The organism is Actinomadura monticuli (genome assembly GCF_041463655.1).
Classification (GTDB): Bacteria; Actinomycetota; Actinomycetes; order Streptosporangiales; family Streptosporangiaceae; genus Spirillospora; species Spirillospora monticuli.
Genome location: NZ_JAXCEI010000011.1, coordinates 1 through 16,040 on the forward strand (window position 1 = coordinate 1; position 16,040 = coordinate 16,040).

General features: G+C 72.5%; 19 protein-coding genes. 12 read left to right on the forward strand and 7 right to left on the reverse strand.

Going from position 1 to position 16,040, the window contains the following annotated elements:
- Both SM611_RS24055 and SM611_RS24060 read right to left on the reverse strand, forming a co-directional pair.
- Positions 1-567 (reverse strand): adenosylcobinamide-GDP ribazoletransferase (locus tag SM611_RS24055; RefSeq protein ID WP_371952166.1); only part of this gene is annotated, 567 nt, incomplete at its 3' end.
- Positions 564-1,508, reverse strand: a complete 945-nt coding sequence (locus tag SM611_RS24060; RefSeq protein ID WP_371952167.1) for a bifunctional adenosylcobinamide kinase/adenosylcobinamide-phosphate guanylyltransferase — start codon at positions 1,506-1,508, stop codon at positions 564-566. The genes SM611_RS24060 and SM611_RS24055, both read right to left, overlap by 4 nt.
- Positions 1,509-1,576: 68 nt before the next feature.
- Between SM611_RS24060 and SM611_RS24065 the strand changes: the two genes are divergently transcribed.
- Positions 1,577-2,449 (forward strand): DsbA family protein, encoded by an 873-nt coding sequence (locus tag SM611_RS24065; RefSeq protein WP_371952168.1) that lies wholly within the window; start codon positions 1,577-1,579, stop codon positions 2,447-2,449.
- A 36-nt stretch (positions 2,450-2,485) separates the two neighbouring features.
- On the forward strand, positions 2,486-2,683 hold the full coding sequence (locus SM611_RS24070; RefSeq protein WP_371952169.1) for a hypothetical protein: 198 nt from the start codon (positions 2,486-2,488) through the stop codon (positions 2,681-2,683).
- Between the two features lie 52 nt (positions 2,684-2,735).
- Here the strand turns inward: SM611_RS24070 and SM611_RS24075 are convergent, their stop codons facing one another.
- Both SM611_RS24075 and SM611_RS24080 read right to left on the reverse strand, forming a co-directional pair.
- Positions 2,736-3,737, reverse strand: a complete 1,002-nt coding sequence (locus SM611_RS24075; protein ID WP_371952170.1) for an aldo/keto reductase family protein — start codon at positions 3,735-3,737, stop codon at positions 2,736-2,738.
- Between the two features lie 64 nt (positions 3,738-3,801).
- A complete protein-coding gene (locus tag SM611_RS24080) occupies positions 3,802-4,377 on the reverse strand; it encodes a DUF3043 domain-containing protein (protein ID WP_371952171.1) in 576 nt (191 codons plus the stop codon).
- A gap of 132 nt (positions 4,378-4,509) precedes the next feature.
- On the opposite strand from SM611_RS24080, the gene SM611_RS24085 reads away from it, so the two are divergent.
- The 6 genes from SM611_RS24085 (at position 4,510) to pspAB (SM611_RS24110) (ending at position 8,844) form a co-directional block, all read left to right on the forward strand.
- Positions 4,510-5,319, forward strand: coding sequence for a PspA/IM30 family protein (locus SM611_RS24085; RefSeq protein ID WP_371952172.1), 810 nt, complete (start codon positions 4,510-4,512; stop codon positions 5,317-5,319).
- Entirely contained in the window at positions 5,316-5,594 is a 279-nt protein-coding gene (pspAA, locus tag SM611_RS24090; protein WP_371952173.1) for a PspA-associated protein PspAA, read from the forward strand. The genes SM611_RS24085 and pspAA overlap by 4 nt, the downstream gene beginning before the upstream one ends.
- A 158-nt stretch (positions 5,595-5,752) precedes the next feature.
- Entirely contained in the window at positions 5,753-6,670 is a 918-nt protein-coding gene (gene htpX / locus SM611_RS24095) for a zinc metalloprotease HtpX (RefSeq protein ID WP_371952174.1), read from the forward strand.
- A 3-nt stretch (positions 6,671-6,673) separates the two neighbouring features.
- Positions 6,674-7,243 (forward strand): PspA-associated protein PspAB, encoded by a 570-nt coding sequence (gene pspAB / locus SM611_RS24100; protein WP_371952175.1) that lies wholly within the window; start codon positions 6,674-6,676, stop codon positions 7,241-7,243.
- A 70-nt stretch (positions 7,244-7,313) separates the two neighbouring features.
- Positions 7,314-8,231, forward strand: a complete 918-nt coding sequence (locus tag SM611_RS24105; RefSeq protein WP_371952176.1) for a M48 family metalloprotease — start codon at positions 7,314-7,316, stop codon at positions 8,229-8,231.
- Between the two features lies 1 nt (position 8,232).
- Positions 8,233-8,844: a PspA-associated protein PspAB gene (gene pspAB / locus SM611_RS24110; protein WP_371952177.1), complete on the forward strand. Its 612-nt coding sequence runs from the start codon at positions 8,233-8,235 to the stop codon at positions 8,842-8,844.
- A gap of 31 nt (positions 8,845-8,875) precedes the next feature.
- Here the strand turns inward: pspAB (SM611_RS24110) and nadA are convergent, their stop codons facing one another.
- The gene (gene nadA, locus SM611_RS24115; protein ID WP_371952178.1) at positions 8,876-10,030 is read right to left on the reverse strand and encodes a quinolinate synthase NadA; all 1,155 of its coding nucleotides are present in this window, start codon (positions 10,028-10,030) and stop codon (positions 8,876-8,878) included.
- A gap of 236 nt (positions 10,031-10,266) precedes the next feature.
- Here nadA and SM611_RS24120 point away from each other — a divergent pair, with 236 nt between their 5' ends.
- Entirely contained in the window at positions 10,267-10,629 is a 363-nt protein-coding gene (locus SM611_RS24120; RefSeq protein WP_026405700.1) for a HesB/IscA family protein, read from the forward strand.
- A 238-nt stretch (positions 10,630-10,867) separates the two neighbouring features.
- Positions 10,868-11,854: a carbohydrate kinase family protein gene (locus tag SM611_RS24125; RefSeq protein WP_371952179.1), complete on the forward strand. Its 987-nt coding sequence runs from the start codon at positions 10,868-10,870 to the stop codon at positions 11,852-11,854.
- A gap of 70 nt (positions 11,855-11,924) precedes the next feature.
- Here the strand turns inward: SM611_RS24125 and SM611_RS24130 are convergent, their stop codons facing one another.
- Both SM611_RS24130 and SM611_RS24135 read right to left on the reverse strand, forming a co-directional pair.
- Positions 11,925-12,230, reverse strand: a complete 306-nt coding sequence (locus SM611_RS24130) for a sulfurtransferase TusA family protein (protein WP_371952180.1) — start codon at positions 12,228-12,230, stop codon at positions 11,925-11,927.
- Positions 12,231-12,261: 31 nt separating this feature from the next.
- On the reverse strand, positions 12,262-13,434 hold the full coding sequence (locus SM611_RS24135; protein WP_371952181.1) for a cysteine desulfurase family protein: 1,173 nt from the start codon (positions 13,432-13,434) through the stop codon (positions 12,262-12,264).
- Between the two features lie 180 nt (positions 13,435-13,614).
- Here SM611_RS24135 and ctaC point away from each other — a divergent pair, with 180 nt between their 5' ends.
- Together ctaC and ctaD are read left to right on the forward strand one after the other, a co-directional pair.
- A complete protein-coding gene (gene ctaC / locus SM611_RS24140; protein WP_371952182.1) occupies positions 13,615-14,373 on the forward strand; it encodes an aa3-type cytochrome oxidase subunit II in 759 nt (252 codons plus the stop codon).
- On the forward strand, positions 14,370-16,037 hold the full coding sequence (ctaD, locus tag SM611_RS24145; RefSeq protein ID WP_371952183.1) for an aa3-type cytochrome oxidase subunit I: 1,668 nt from the start codon (positions 14,370-14,372) through the stop codon (positions 16,035-16,037). The genes ctaC and ctaD overlap by 4 nt, the downstream gene beginning before the upstream one ends.
- Positions 16,038-16,040 lie beyond the last annotated feature (3 nt).

Sequence of the window (16,040 nt, forward strand, 5' to 3'; positions counted from 1 at the left end):
GCCCGCGGCGGCCGCCAGGACGGCGGCCGTGCCCGCCGCGGCGGCGCGCGTGCCGACGGTGCCCGCCACCAGCGCGCCCAGCCCGCCGGGGCGGGCGGCCGGCACGGCGGTACGGCAGGCCCAGGGCAGCGCGAGCCGGCCGGCGACGGCCGCGACGAGCGCCGCGACGGCGGGATCGGGGGCGGAGGCCAGCGCGGCGACCTGGACCAGCAGGGTCAGCAGCAGGGTGACGACGCCGAACGGGCCGATGTCGGACCGCTTCATCACGGCGAGGGCGTCCGCGGCGGGCCGCCCGCTGCCGAGGCCGTCGGCGAGGTCGGCCAGCCCGTCCAGGTGCAGGGCCCGGGTCGCCGCGGCGGTCGCGGCCACCGCGAGCACCGCGGACAGCGGCCGGGACAGGTCCAGCAGATCGCCCGCCAGCAGGACGAGGGCGGCGGCGCCGCCGGTGATCAGCCCGACGGCCGGGGCGAGCAGCATCGCGGTGCGCGCCGTGCCCCGGTCGACCCGCGCGGTGCCCGCCGGGACGACGGTCAGCAGCGTCACCGCCAGCCGCAGCCCCTCGATCACCGGAGCTCCGCGACGCGTCCCGCCACGACCAGCGCGGCCTCCTCCGACTCGGCGGCGAGCCGCTGGTTGGCCAGGCCGAGCACGTCGCGGAAGGCCCGCCCGGACGCGGTCGCCGGCACCAGCGACAGCCCGACCTCGTCGCTGACCGCGACCGCCCGCGCCGCCGTGCCCCGCCACGCCGAGACGAGGGCGTCGAGGCGGGGCAGCACCCGGGAGGGGTCGTCCCAGGCGGCGGTCTCGTCCATCGCGGCGGCCAGCCACGTGCCGATGCCGTCCACCAGGACCGCGCCGGTCTCGGACGCCAGCACGCCCGCCAGGTCGGTGGTCTCGGCGGTGCGCCACCACGCCGGACGGCGGCGCCGGTGCGCGGCCACGCGTTCCGCCCACGCGGGGTCGCCGTCGCCGGCCGGGCCGGTCGCGACGTAGAGGACGTCCGGGCACGCGGCCAGCCGCAGCTCCGCCTCGGCCGACTTCCCCGACCGGCTCCCGCCGAGGAGCAGCGTCCGGAACGGGCCGGTGCGCGGCCGGGCCCAGAAGGCCGTACGCCGCTCCAGTTCGGACGGCGAGGGCAGCCGGTGGTCGACGTGGACGGCGACGACCCGGGTCGCGTCCGTCACCGCCCCGGCGCGGCGGAGGCGCCCCAGGTGCTCCGGTGAGCCGGCCAGGTCCAGCAGGACGGCCGCGTACTCGGTGCCCGGCGACGGCTCCGGACGGGCCCCGGGACCCGACGCCACCAGCGCCACCCCTCCGCCGGGGCCGCGCACCTCGTAGCCGCCGGGCACCTCCGTCCGGGGCAGGTCGTCCAGCGCGGCGCCGTCGATCACGGCGCCGAACGGTTCGTACCGGACGCCGGCCGCGCGCAGCCGGTTGCAGGACGCGCACCGGCATCCCGGCGCGGGCCAGCCTTGTGCGGCGGCGGTGCCGCTCAGCTCGATGTCCATCTTGGTCGGAGACTCTACGGTTACGCTGACCTGGAACGATCACGATGCCCCCGACAGAAGGAGACCCGGTGGGCAACCCCCCGCACGCGCCATGGCCGGGCCAGGGCGGCCCGCAGCCGCCCTACGGCCCTCCCCCCGGCCCGCCGGGCGGCCCCCTGCCGGGGCCGCCTCCCGGGCCCGGCTGGCAGCCCGGCCCGCCCCCGCCCCCGCGCAAGGGCGGCGGCGGCCTGGCGCTCGCGCTCGCCGCCGGCGGCCTCGTCGTGGTGCTGATCGTCGTCGCGGCGGTCGTGCTCGCCCTCCGGGGCGGGGACGGCGACGGCGGGGACGGCGGCGAGGGCGGCGACGTCCAGCTGCGGGCCGGCAAGATCGCCGGCGGCGCGGAGGCCACGCCGCTCGCCGACGGGAGTCTCGCCATGGCCCGGCCGGGCGTCACCGCGCCCGTCGTCGACATCTACGAGGACTTCGCCTGCCCGCCCTGCGGCGCGTTCGACCGCGGGCACGATCCGATGCTGAAGCAGGTGGCGATCGAGGGGCGCGCCAAGGTGGTCTTCCACCCGATGGTGATCTTCGGCGAGAGCACGCAGCCGGCCCACGACAACTCGATGCGGGCGGCGGCCGCGCTGCGCTGCGTCGGCGACGGCGCGCACTGGCTCTCCTACCAGGACGCCCTCTACGCCCACCAGCCCGCGAACGAGAACACCACCGGCTACACCACGCGGGAGCTGCTCTCCTGGGCCGAACCCCTGGGGCTCACCGGCGGCGACTTCACGTCGTGCGTGGAGGACCAGCGCCACGCGGCCAGTGTGAAGACGGTCAGCCAGGGCTACATATCGTCCGGGATCCAGGGGACGCCCAGCGTGCGGATCGACGGGCGCACCCTCGCCTCGTCCGACATCGAGTCGCCCGACGCGCTGCGCCGCGCGATCGAGGCCGCGGCGTGAACCGCTAGTCTCACCCGCGACGAGGGAGGACTGCGGATGGCGTGGAGCTGGCGTTTGGAGAAGGCCGACGGGCGCGCGGCCGGCATGTCGGAGGAGACCTTCTCCACCCAGGCGGACGCGGAGAGCTGGCTGGGGGAGAACTGGCGGGGCCTGCGCGCCGACGAGGTCGACAAGGTCGTCCTGCTGGACGGCGAGACGCTCGTCTACGAGATGAGCCTGCAGGACCCGGAGTGACATGCGGAGAGGGCCGCGGGGCCTCGGCCCCGCGGCCCTCTCGCGCGTCCGGTCAGGGGCGCTTGGCCGGGCTGACGGTCTTGGCCGGGTCGCGGATGACGACCTCGCCGAGGACGTCGTCGATGCGCTTCAGCACGTCGGCGTCCAGCTTCACCCCGGCGGCCTTCACGTTGTCGGCGACCTGCTCGGGACGGGACGCGCCCACGATCGCCGCCGACACGTTCGGGTTCTGCAGCGTCCACGCGATCGCGAGCTGCGCCATCGACAGCCCGAGCTCGTCCGCGATCGGCTTCAGGTTCTGCACGCGGGTCAGCAGGTCGTCGTTCAGGTAGCGCTTGATCATGTCGGCGCCGCCCTTGTCGTCGGTGGCGCGCGACCCCTCCGGCAGCGGCTGCCCCGGCTTGTACTTGCCGGTCAGCACGCCCTGCGCGATCGGCGACCAGACGATCTGCCCGACGCCCTCGCGCTCGCAGAGCGGGACGACCTCCTCCTCGATGACCCGCCACAGCATCGAGTACTGCGGCTGGCTGGAGACGATCCGGTCGAAGCCCATCTCGTCGGCGATCTTCAGGGCCCGCTCGATCTGCTCCGCCCGCCACTCCGAGACCCCGACGTAGAGGACCTTGCCCTGCCGGACGAGGTCGTCGAACGCCCGCATGGTCTCCTCCAGCGGCGTCTCGTAGTCGAACCGGTGGGCCTGGTACAGGTCCACGTAGTCGGTGCCGAGGCGGCGCAGGGAGCCGTGGATCGACTCGAAGATGTGCTTGCGGGACAGGCCCGAGTCGTTCTTGCCGGGCCCGGTGGGCCAGTAGACCTTGGTGAAGATCTCCAGGCCCTCGCGGCGCTGCCCCTCCAGCGCGCGCCCGAGGACCTCCTCGGCGCGCGTGCCGGCGTAGACGTCCGCGGTGTCGAAGGTGGTGATCCCCTCGTCGAGGGCGGCACGCACGCACGCGCGCGCCGCGTCCTCCTCGACCTGGGAGCCGTGGGTGAGCCAGTTGCCGTACGCGATCTCGCTGATCTTCAGACCGCTCCGGCCCAGGTTTCGGAACTCCATGCCACGACCCTAACCGGCGGATGATCGCCTGGAACCGCGCCGGAGGCCCCGGCCGCGCGTCCGGTCAGACGTCCAGCTTCTCGCCGACCCGCACCTGCGGGTTCGGCACGCGCAGCCGGCGGATCTGCATGGCGCGCATCGCGGCGTACATGCCGACGCCCTTGGTGTCCTCGTCCGGGTAGCGCTCGGCGGCCAGCCGCTTGATGCCGCGGCTGAGCATCAGCCCCTCGCCGAACACCACGACGAGCAGCACCGGCGGGGCGAACAGCACCAGCAGCTTGGCGGCGGGGACCGGCATCATGCTCAGCAGCACGATCGCGAACATGGCGTACATCAGGTACGAGCCGACCGTGCGCCGCGCGTCGACGTAGTCGCGGGCGAGCCTGCGGACGGGGCCCTTGTCCCGCTTGAGCAGGTGCTTCTCCTCGCCCTTCGCCATCCCCTCGCGGGCCTTGGCGCGGTTCTCCGCGAGCTGGGCCCTGCGCCGCTTGTAGGCCTCCTTGCCGGTGGCCGGTGCGGTGATGGGCTGGCGGCGGCGTTGCTCGGCATCCCTGCGCTTGGGCGTGGGGCGGCCCTTGCCTCCCGGCTTTACTACCTGAGGAGGATTCGCCGGGGCTTCCGGGGTACGACGCTTGAACACGGGATCAGCCTACCGGCTGCGAACATCGTGGCTGCCTCGCGCGTTAACGCGTAGGGTGATAAGAACCCCAGCAGTGGTCATTGAGCCCAGTTCACGACTGAGGCGACAGCACGAAGGGACCGGCGCCGCGCGATGAGCGTGATGAAGCGAATGTCGATGATCTTCAAGTCCAAGGCGAACAGGGCCCTGGACCGGATGGAAGATCCTCGGGAGACCCTCGATTACTCCTACCAGCGCCAGCTGGAGATGCTGCAGAAGGTTCGTCGCGGGGTCGCCGACGTCGCCACCTCCCGCAAGCGTCTCGAACTGCAGATCAACCAGCTGGAGCAGCAGCAGACCAAGCTGACCGACCAGGGCAAGAAGGCGCTGCAGGTGGGCCGCGAGGACCTCGCCCGCGAAGCGCTGACCCGCCGGTCCGGCCTGGAGAGCCAGCTGAACGACCTGCGCGCCCAGTACCAGCAGTTGCAGGGCGAGGAGGAGAAGCTGACGCTCGCCTCCCAGCGGTTGCAGGCCAAGGTCGACTCCTTCCGCACCCGCAAGGAGACGATCAAGGCGACCTACACGGCCGCCGAGGCGCAGACCAAGATCAACGAGGCGTTCTCCGGCATCTCCGAGGAGATGGGCGACGTCGGCCTGGCGATCCAGCGCGCCGAGGAGAAGACCGACACGATGAAGGCGCGCGCCGGCGCGATCGACGAGCTGCTGGCCTCCGGCGCACTGGAGGACTTCTCCGGTCCCAGGGACGACATCCAGGCCGAGCTCGACCGCATGGGCTCCGGCCCCGGCGTCGACGTGGAGCTGGAGCGCCTCAAGGCCGAGCTGGGACAGGGGCCCGCGCCCAAGGAGCTGAACCAGGGCACCCCGACCGCGCAGCCGCAACAGCAGCAGCAGGACACCCCGCAGCAGGCCCCGTGGCCGAACAACCCCGGGGGTGCCCAGTGATCGTCCGGCTGATGGGCGAGGGCCAGCTGGAGGTGGCCGACGAGGACCTGTCGTCCCTCAACGCCCTCGACTCCGAACTGGAGTCGGCGATCGAGTCGGGCGACGAGACGGCGTTCCGCACCGCGCTGAACGCCCTGCTGGAGAACGTCCGCAAGGTGGGCCGGCCGCTCCCGGCCGACAGCCTGGAGCCGTCCGGGCTGATCCTGCCGCCGGCCGACGCGCACATCGACGAGGTGCGCTCCATGCTCGGGGACGAGGGCCTCATCCCGGACTGATCCCGGTCATCGGGGGCCGGGGGCGCGTCCAGTACGTACACGACGACGAGGGGCCCCGGGGGTGCCGTCCGTTCGGACACGCCGTTATGGACACGCAGGCACAAAACCCGGGTCTCGTGCGTTGGTACAAGTGAATAACAAGGACTGGGGGTTGCCGCATGGCCAGTACGCGCTACGCCTCCGACCGGGGGCTGACGTCGCGGATGCTCGTGACGATGTTCCTGCTGGGGCTGGTGTACGTCGTCTTCGTCGGGGCGTTCTTCGTCTTCGTTCCGCAGTGGGCCTTCGTGGCGCTCGGCGTCGCGGTGGCGTTCCTGCTCGCCCAGTACTTCTTCTCCGACCGGATGACGCTGTTCGCCATGCACGGCCGGGTCGTCACTCCGGAGGAGGCGCCCGAACTGCACGGCGTCATCGACCGCATCTGTGCGATGTCGGACGCCCCGAAGCCGCGCGTCGCGATCGCCGACACCGACGTGCCGAACGCGTTCGCCACCGGCCGCAACCAGAAGAAGGCGGTCGTCTGCGTCACCACCGGGCTGCTGCGCCGGCTCGACCCGGTCGAGCTCGAGGGCGTCCTCGCGCACGAGATGGCGCACGTCGCGCACAAGGACGTCGCGGTCATGACGATCGCCTCGTTCCTCGGCATCTGCGCCGGCCTGATCACCCGGTTCGGCCTGCAGTGGGGCCTGTGGGGCGGGTTCTCCCGCCGCAACAACGACCAGAACACCGGCCTGATCCTGCTCGCCGTCGTCGCGGCCAGCGCGCTCGCCTACGCGGTCAGCTTCCTGCTGACCCGGGCCCTGTCCCGGTACCGCGAGCTGTCCGCCGACCGCGCCGCGGCGCTGCTGACCGGGCGCCCCTCGGCGCTGGCCAGCGCGCTGACGAAGGTCAGCGGCGAGATCGCGCGGATCCCGACGAACGACCTGCGGTCCGCGCAGGCGTTCAACGCGTTCTTCTTCACCCCGGCGCTGAGCAAGGGGTTCAGCGTCTCCTCGCTGTTCTCCACCCACCCGCCGCTGGACAAGCGCCTCGCGCAGCTCTCGAAGATCTCCGACCAGCTCAGCAGGGGAGTCTGATCCGTGGGTTTCCTCGACACCCTCCTCGGCCGCTCCAAGCCGGCCAAGCCCGATCTCGACCAGATCTTCGGGCTGTCGTCGGCGGCGATCACGCTGGAGGCGGCGACGGGGTTCACCCCGACCGGGCGCGGCTCGGTCTGCTTCCGGGCGGCCGAGGGCGGCGCGTTCGCCCGGCTGCAGGCCGACGTCCAGGAGCTGCTGGACGCCGACCAGGGGCCCAAGGTCGAGATCAGCAACGACGACTACGGCTACACCTGGCTGCTCGCCACGCACCGCCCCGAGGAGCTGCCCGACCTCGTCACCGACCTGCACGCGGTGAACTCGACGCTGGAGTCCGGCGGGTTCGGCCCGCACCTGCTGTGCTCCCTGGCGGGCTTCCGCGGCCCGGACGGGCGGCCGCTGGCGCTCGTCTACCTGTACAAGCGCGGCACCTTCTACCCGTTCGCGCCGCTCCCCGGCGACAAGCGCGACAACGCGCTGGAGCTCCAGGTGCGCGGCGCGATCGGCGCCGACCTCCCCTTCGAGGAGGACCTCGGCCGCTGGTTCCCCGTCTGGGGCGCCCCCGGCCTCTGACCGTCCCGCGTCGACCCGTTCTGCGTCACAGGACGCTGAACGGCGGCCCGGGGCGGGCTACCGTCATGGCATGGCGTCCTCCCGCGACATGGACGAGCCGAGCCTGACCTGGCGCATGTTCGCCGCGATGGCCCTGGTCGCGCTCGTCTACGCGGCCGCCGCGCTGCCCGCGTTCCTGGCCGGCCCGGTCTGGGGCGCGGTCGCGGTGGCCGCCGCCGTGGCCGTCGCGGTCTTCTCGGCGCGGGCCGCGGACGGCCTGGTCATGCGGTCGATGGGCGCCCGCGAGGTGCACGCCGCCGAGGAGCCGGAGCTGCACGCCGTCCTGGACCGGCTGTGCATGTCGTCGGGGCTGCCCAGGCCGCGCCTCGCCGTCGCGGCCGTCGCCGCCCCCAACGCGTTCGCCGCGGGCTCGGGGCCCGGCTCGGCGGTGGTGTGCGTCACCGAGGGGCTGCGCGACCGGCTCGACCCGGCGGAACTCGCCGCCGTCCTCGGCCACGAGATCGCGCACGTCGCCAACCGGGACGTGCTCGTCTCGGCGATCGCCTCGTTCCCGAGCCTGGTCGCGGGCCTCTTCCTCACCTGGTGGGCCGGGCTGTTCACCGGACGCGGCCGGGGCGTAGCGGGACGCGTCGCCGCGCTTCCCTGCGGGGTGGTCCTGCTGCCGCTCGCCCTCGTCGCGGCGGTGCTGCACACCGCCGGCACGCTGGTGCTGCTCGCGCTGTCACGGCACCGGGAGCTGTGCGCCGACGCCACCGGGGCGCTGCTGACCGGGCGGCCCGCCGACCTCGCGTCCGCGCTCGACAAGATCAGCGACGAGCTGGACGGCATGTCCCGCGACGACCTGCGGGCGCTGCGCCCGGCCGGCCCGCGCTGCGTGGTCGCGGCGCGCGGCGGCGGCGCGGCCGGGCTGCTGTCCAGCCATCCGCCGCTGCGGCGGCGCCGCGAGCGGCTGGCCGCGCTGTCCTGGCGGCTCGCGAGCGGAGGGTGACGTGGGCGTCCTGGACGGGCTCCTCGGCCGGCCCGCGCCCGCCCCGCCGGACGCCGGGCGGCTGCTCGCGCTGCCCGCCGCCGCGGCGGAGCTGGCGGCCGCGACCGGCTTCGCCCCGACCGGCGAGGGCGGCGTCTGCCACCGCCTGGTGGAGGGCGGGGCGTTCGGCGCGTTCGACCGCGCGCGGCGCGAGGCCGGCCGGCTGCTGTCCGGCGATCCGGCGCGGCGGACGGAGACGACCGACGACCCGCACGGCTGGGGCTGGACGCGCGTCACGCGCGCCGCGGACGACTTCGAGCGGCTGATCGCCGACCTGCACCTCGTCGAGGCGACCCTGGCGGACGCCGGCTACGGGCGCTACCTGCTGTGCTCGGCGGCGGCCTTCCGCCGGGGCGACGGGCGGCAGCGGCTCTACGTGGTGCACGCGCCCGGCCGGGGCGCGTTCTACCCGTTCGCGCCGCGCCCCCCGGACGGCCCCCCGGACGCCCCGGATCACGCCCGGCGCCGCAACAACCTGGTCGAGACCCGGGCCAGGGACGCGCTCAGGGAGACGCTGCCCATGGAGCCGGACACGGCCCGCTGGTTCCCGCTGTGGGACGCCCCCGGCCTGTGAGGGCGCGGGGGCGCCGCCCGCGGGGGCCGGGTCAGGGCAGGGCGAGCATCTGGTCGAGGGCGGCGCGGGCGTAGTGCGCCGTCTCCTCGTCCACCTCGATGACGTTCTGGACGTCGCCCGCGGCGAGGGACTCCAGCGACAGCACCAGGTGCGGGAGGTCGATGCGGTTCATCGTCGAGCAGTAGCAGACGGTCTTGTCCAGGAACATGACGTTCTTGTCCGGGTGGGCGTTCGCCAGCCGCCGGACGAGGTTCAGCTCCGTGCCGATCGCCCAGGACGAGCCGGGCTCGGCGGCCTCGATCGTCTTGATGATGTACTCGGTCGAGCCGATCCGGTCGGCGGCCGTGACGACCTCGTGCCGGCACTCGGGGTGCACGAGGACGTTCACGCCGGGCACGCGCTCGCGGACCTCGGCGACCGACTCCTCGGTGAACCGGCCGTGCACCGAGCAGTGCCCGCGCCACAGGATCATCTTGGCGTCGCGCAGCTGCCGCGCGGTGAGGCCGCCCTCCCGGCGGTGCGGGCTGTAGACGACGCAGTCGTCCAGCGAGAAGCCCATGTCCAGGACGGCGGTGTTGCGGCCGAGGTGCTGGTCGGGCAGGAACAGGACCTTCTTGCCCTTGCCGTAGGCCCAGTCCAGGGCGCGCTTGGCGTTGGACGAGGTGCAGACGACGCCGCCGTGCCGTCCCACGAACGCCTTGATGTCGGCCGAGGAGTTCATGTACGTGACGGGGACGACGTCGTCGGCGACTCCGGCGTCCTCCAGGACGTCCCAGCACTCCTCGACCTGGTCGAAGGTGGCCATGTCCGCCATCGAGCAGCCGGCGCCGAGGTCGGGCAGGATCACCCGCTGGTGCGCGGCGGTCAGGATGTCGGCCGACTCCGCCATGAAGTGGACGCCGCAGAACACGACGTAGGGCGCCTCGGGGCGGGCCGCGGCCTTCTGCGCCAGCTTGAACGAGTCGCCGGTGACGTCGGCGAACTGGATGACCTCGTCCCGCTGGTAGTGGTGGCCGAGGACGAACACCCGGTCGCCGAGGGACGCCTTGGCGGCGCGGGCGCGCTCGACGAGCGCGGGGTCGGAGGCCGGCGGCAGCTCGCCGGGACAGTCCACGCCGCGTTCGCTCGCGGGGTCGGCGGCGCTGCCGAGCAGCAGCAGCGGAAGGTCGCGCACCGGGGTGGTCATCGGGAATCTCCCTCCGCGACGGAGACTTATCGTCGCTTTGACGACTAATGATGGCACATCCGGGCGGCGGCGGTGATGTGACGTAGAACGCACCGCGCCGGAGCGTTAAACACCGCCGATAAGCGGAATGGCCATGTGGCGAGGTACGTTGTCCTACGGGAAGAGGCGTACGACGTCCTCCAGGACAAGCGACAGCCCGCCGCACCGCGGCGCAGCGAGACCCGGGAGCTGAACACATGACGGTTTCAGGCGAGACCACGCAGGAGACCACGCAGCAGGGCGTCGTCCTCACCGACGCCGCCGCCGAGAAGGCCAAGGGCCTGCTCGAGCAGGAGGGCCGCGACGACCTTGCGCTGCGTGTCGCCGTGCAGCCGGGCGGCTGCTCCGGCCTGATCTACCAGCTCTTCTTCGACGAGCGGGAGATGGACGGCGACCAGATCCAGGACTTCGACGGCCTGTCGGTGCGCGTCGACCGGATGAGCGCCCCGTACCTGACCGGCGCCACCATCGACTTCGTCGACTCGATCGAGAAGCAGGGCTTCACGATCGACAACCCGAACGCGTCGGGCTCCTGCGCCTGCGGCGACTCCTTCAACTAGCGGCCCGCCGGGGCTCCGCTCAGGGATGCCCCGGGCCGGCGGTCCCGGCGGTGACGATCGCTCAAGCCGGGTTCGAGGAGCATTCGAAGGGACGGGCGGACGATATGTCCTGCCCGTCCCTTCCGCTTTCGCGGGTGCACTCCGGCGGTGATCCGTGGTGGCATGGGAACGAAGTAGTCTTTCCGGGTTCGAGACAGCCGGTGAACAGCCGGACGACCACGACGAGGAGAGCGACGCCGTGCGCATCGCCGTGACTGGCTCCATTGCGACCGACCATCTGATGACCTTCCCCGGCAGGTTCACCGACCAGCTCCTGCCCGACCAGCTGGACCGGGTGTCGCTGTCCTTCCTGGTGGACGAGCTGGAGATCCGCCGCGGCGGCATCGCCGCCAACATCTGCTTCGGCATGGGCAGCCTCGGCAAGGAGTCGATCCTCGTCGGCTCCGTCGGCTCCGACTTCGCCGACTACCGGTCCTGGCTGGAGCGGCACTCGGTCGACACCGCGTCCGTGCACGTGTCGGACGTCCACCACACGGCCCGGTTCCTGTGCACCACCGACCAGGACCAGAACCAGATCGCCACGTTCTACGCCGGCGCCATGAGCGAGGCCCGCTCCATCGAGCTGAAGCCGGTCGCCGACCGCGTCGGCGGGCTCGACCTCGTCGTCATCAGCCCGAACGACCCCGACGCGATGCTCCGGCACACCGACGAGTGCCGCACCCGCGGCATCCCGTTCGTCGCCGACCCGTCCCAGCAGCTGGCCCGCATGGACGGCGCCGACGTCCGCCGCCTCATCGACGGCGCCGCGTACCTGTTCAGCAACGACTACGAGAAGGCGCTCTGCGAGGAGAAGACCGGCTGGAGCGGCGCGGACGTCCTGTCCCGCGTCGGCGTCCGCGTCACCACCCTCGGCGCCAAGGGCGTCGTCATCGACCGCGAGGGCGAGGAGGGCGTGCACGTCCCCTGCGTCCCCGTCGAGAACGTCGTCGACCCGACCGGCGTCGGCGACGCCTTCCGCGCCGGCTTCCTGTCGGCGACCGCGTGGAACCTGCCGCTGGAGCGCGCCGCGCAGGTCGGCTGCACCATCGCCGCCTACGGCCTGGAGGCCGCCGGCCCGCAGGAGTACGGCCTCGCCCGGCAGGCGTTCCTCGACCGCTTCGGCGCCGTCTACGGCGCCGGCGCCGCCGCCGAGGTCGCCGAGCACATCAGCTGCCCGAACCCGTAGGCCCCCGTGCCGGGGCCGCGCCGCCGGGCGCGGCCCCGCGGCACGCCGGCGCGCCGGCGCGTCCCGCGCGTCAGTACGTCCGGCGGATGTGGAAGCCCCAGCCGCCCTGCTGCAGGGTCTCCTCGCGGACGAAGTCCTGCGACTTCATGCGGCACCAGGCGGGCACGTCGGTGCGGGCGGCGGCGTCGTCGGCGAGGACGGCGACGACCTGCCCGACCGGCACCTCCCGGATCCGCTCGGCCAGCATGATGATCGGGATGGGGCACTTGCGGCCGAGCGCGTCGATGACGAGCACCGGCGGCGGCCCCTCCGGCACGGGGGGCGGCGCCGGATCGCCGGGCGGCGTCCCGGTCCTGCCGCGGCCTCGGAATCTCATGGGCGCGACCGCCTCCCGGTCTCGAAGGTGTTCATCGTCCGGCCGTCCTCATCGTCTCGCGGAGGCGGGCGACGGCGCCGGGGAGCACGGCGAGGAACCGGTCGACGTCCGCCGCGTCGACCCCACGCGGCAGCGATACCCGGACGTTCCCATGGGTAATCACTCCCATCGCCTCAAGCACGTGACTGGGACGCAGCGTATCCGCCGTGCACGAGCTGCCGGAGGAAACGGCGAAACCCAGCCGGTCGAGTTCGGTCAGCAGCGCCTCGCCCTCCACGTACAGGCACGAGAACGTCACCAGGTGCGGCAGCCGCCGGACCGGGTCGCCGACCACCTCGACGTCGGGCACGGCCCGCGGCACCTCCGCGCGGATGCGGTCCACCAGGGCGGAGACGCGCGGCGCGTCCGCCGCCATGTCGGCACGGTACGCCTCCAGCGCGGCCGCCGCCGCCACGATGGCCGGAACGTTCTCGAACCCGGGGACGCGGCGGCCCTCCCGCTCGTCGTCCGGCAGCGGCGACCGCCACCGGGTGCCCTTGCGGACGGCGAGCACGCCGACGCCGGCGGGGCCGCCCCACTTGTGGGCGCTGCCGGCCAGGAACGACCACCCGCCGGGGACGTCCGCCCGCCCGAGCGACTGGGCGGCGTCCACGAACAGCGGCACGCGGGCGGCGCGGCAGGCCTCGGCCACCTCGGCGACGGGCTGGACGGTGCCGACCTCGTGGTTGGCCGACTGCAGGCACGCGAGGGCGGTGTCCGGGCGCAGCGCCGCGGCGAACTCCTCCGGGTCGGCGCGGCCCGCCCGGTCGACGCCGACGACGGTCACCTCGCCGCCGTCGCGCTCGTGCCGCTCCGCGGCGTGCAGCACGCTGGAGTGCTCCACGGCGCCGACCACCAGGTGCCGCCCGACGCGCCGGCGCGCCTGGAGCCCCCCGAGGACCGCCAGGTGCACCGCCTGCGTGCCCGACGAGGTGAACGACACCTCGTCGGCGCGCGCGCCGAGGACGCCGGCGACCCGCGCGCGGGCCCGGTCGAGCAGCAGCCGCGCGCCGCGCGCCGTCCCGTACAGCCGCGCGGGATCGGCCCAGCCCGCGTCCAGCGCCTCCAGGAGCGCGGCGCGCGCCGCCGGGTGCGGCGGCTCGGTGGACGCGGCGTCGAAGTAGGCGGCCCCGGAAGGGGCGCCCGGCGTGCTCGGATCGGCCACGCGGAAACACTAACCGGGCACCCGATCGGGGGTTCCGCCGACCCTCGCGCTAGGGTGTCCACCAATCGTGTAAACAGTGATCTCACCGCCCGGCCGACCGGGCTTCATCCGTGGGGAAGGCATTCCGTGAGTCCGACCCGCTCTGGGGAGCGGCGTACGCCTGTGCGCAGTCGCCGCGCATTGAAAAGCGCCGGTGCGCTAGGGCTGCTGGCGCTCGCCGCCACCGGCTGCAGTGGTTCCCGGCTGGGCCTGCCCGAGCCGATCAGCGTGCAGGGCGAGCGCATGCTCCACCTGTGGCAGGGCTCCTGGATCGCGGCTTTCGCGGTCGGGGGAGTCGTCTGGGGCCTGATCATCTGGGCCGTGCTGTTCCACCGCAAGCGCTCCGACGACCTGCCGCCCCAGGTCCGCTACAACCTGCCGATCGAGATCCTCTATACGGCGGTCCCGTTCGTCATCATCGCGGTCCTGTTCTACTTCACCGCCCGGGACGAGAACTTCGTCGAGAAGACCACGGACGATCCCGCCGTGGTCGTCGACGTGACCGGGTTCCAGTGGAGCTGGCAGTTCGACTACAAGGAGAACGGCAAGACCGTCGCCTCCGTCGTCGGCCAGCCGGTGGCCCCCAACGGACCCGCGCCGGCCAAGCCGGTCATGACGATCCCCGCGGGCAAGACCGTCCGGGTGAAGCTGCACGCCAACGACGTCATCCACTCGTTCTGGGTCCCCGCGCTGATCTACAAGAAGGACGTCATGCCGGGGTACGTCAACGAGTTCGAGTTCACGGCGACCAAGCTCGGCACCTATGAGGGCCGCTGCGCCGAGCTCTGCGGCGTCGACCACAGCAAGATGCTGTTCCAGCTGAAGGTCGTCACGCCCGAGCAGTACGACAAGTTCATCGCAGATTCGAAGCAAGCACTGGCCGCGGGAGGTGGGAAGTGACCGCGACGAGTCACGCCCCGAGCGCGCCGATCGCCGCGCCGCGGACGAGCAAGGGGCGCCTCCTCGCCTCCTGGATGTCGTCCACCGACCACAAGGTGATCGGCTACCTCTACCTGATCACTTCGTTCGTCATGTTCCTGTTCGGCGGCGTGCTCGCCCTCCTGATCCGGGCGGAGCTGTTCGAGCCGGGGCTGCAGGTCGTCAGCAACGAGCAGTACAACCAGCTGTTCACCATGCACGGCACGATCATGCTGCTGATGTTCGCGACGCCCTTGTTCGCGGGCTTCACCAACGTCATCATGCCGCTGCAGATCGGCGCGCCGGACGTGGCGTTCCCGAGGCTGAACATGCTGGCGTACTGGCTGTTCCTGTTCGGCAGCCTCATCGTCATCGCGGGCTTCCTGACCCCGGGCGGCGCGGCCAGCTTCGGCTGGTTCGCCTACGCCCCGCTGTCGGACGCGGTGCGCTCGCCGGGCGTGGGCGGCGACCTGTGGGTGATGGGCCTGGCGATGTCGGGCTTCGGCACCATCATGGGCGCCGTCAACTTCATCACCACGATCCTGTGCATGCGCGCGCCGGGCATGACGATGTTCCGGATGCCGATCTTCACGTGGAACGTCCTGCTGACCTCCATCCTGGTCCTGCTGGCGTTCCCCGTCCTCGCCGCCGCGCTGCTGGCCCTGGAGGCCGACCGCAAGCTGGGCGCGCACATCTTCGACGCCGCGCACGGCGGCGCGCTGCTCTGGCAGCACCTGTTCTGGTTCTTCGGGCATCCGGAGGTCTACATCATCGCGTTGCCCTTCTTCGGCATCGTGACGGAGATCCTCCCGGTGTTCAGCCGCAAGCCGGTCTTCGGCTACATCGGCCTGGTGTTCGCCACCATCAGCATCACCGGCCTGTCCATCACCGTGTGGGCGCACCACATGTTCGTGACCGGCCAGGTCCTGCTGCCGTTCTTCTCCTTCATGTCGTTCCTCATCGCCGTGCCCACGGGGGTGAAGTTCTTCAACTGGGTGGGGACCATCTGGCGAGGGCAACTGACGTTCGAGTCGCCGATGCTGTGGTCGCTGGGCTTCCTGGTGACGTTCCTGTTCGGCGGTCTCACCGGCGTCATCCTGGCGTCCCCGCCGATGGACTTCCAGCTCTCCGACTCCTACTTCGTGGTGGCGCACTTCCACTACGTCGTGTTCGGCACCGTGGTGTTCGCGATGTTCGCGGGCTTCTACTTCTGGTGGCCGAAGTGGACCGGCAAGATGCTGAACGACAGGCTCGGGCACGTGCACTTCTGGCTGCTGTTCATCGGCTTCCACGGCACGTTCCTCGTCCAGCACTGGCTGGGCGCGGCGGGCATGCCCCGCCGGTACGCCGACTACGCCGCCGAGTTCCACGGGCTGAACGAGCTGTCGACCATCTTCTCGTTCGTCCTCGGCGCCTCGATGCTGCCGTTCTTCTACAACGTCTACATCACGTGGAAGAAGGGCAAGAAGGTCGAGGTGGACGACCCGTGGGGCTACTCCAACTCGCTGGAGTGGGCCACGTCGTGCCCGCCGCCGCGGCACAACTTCAACTCGATCCCGAAGATCCGTTCCGAGCGGCCGGCGTTCGACCTGCACCACCCGTACGTGGGTGCGAAGGGCGAACTCGCCGGGACGAAGGGGGAGTAGCCG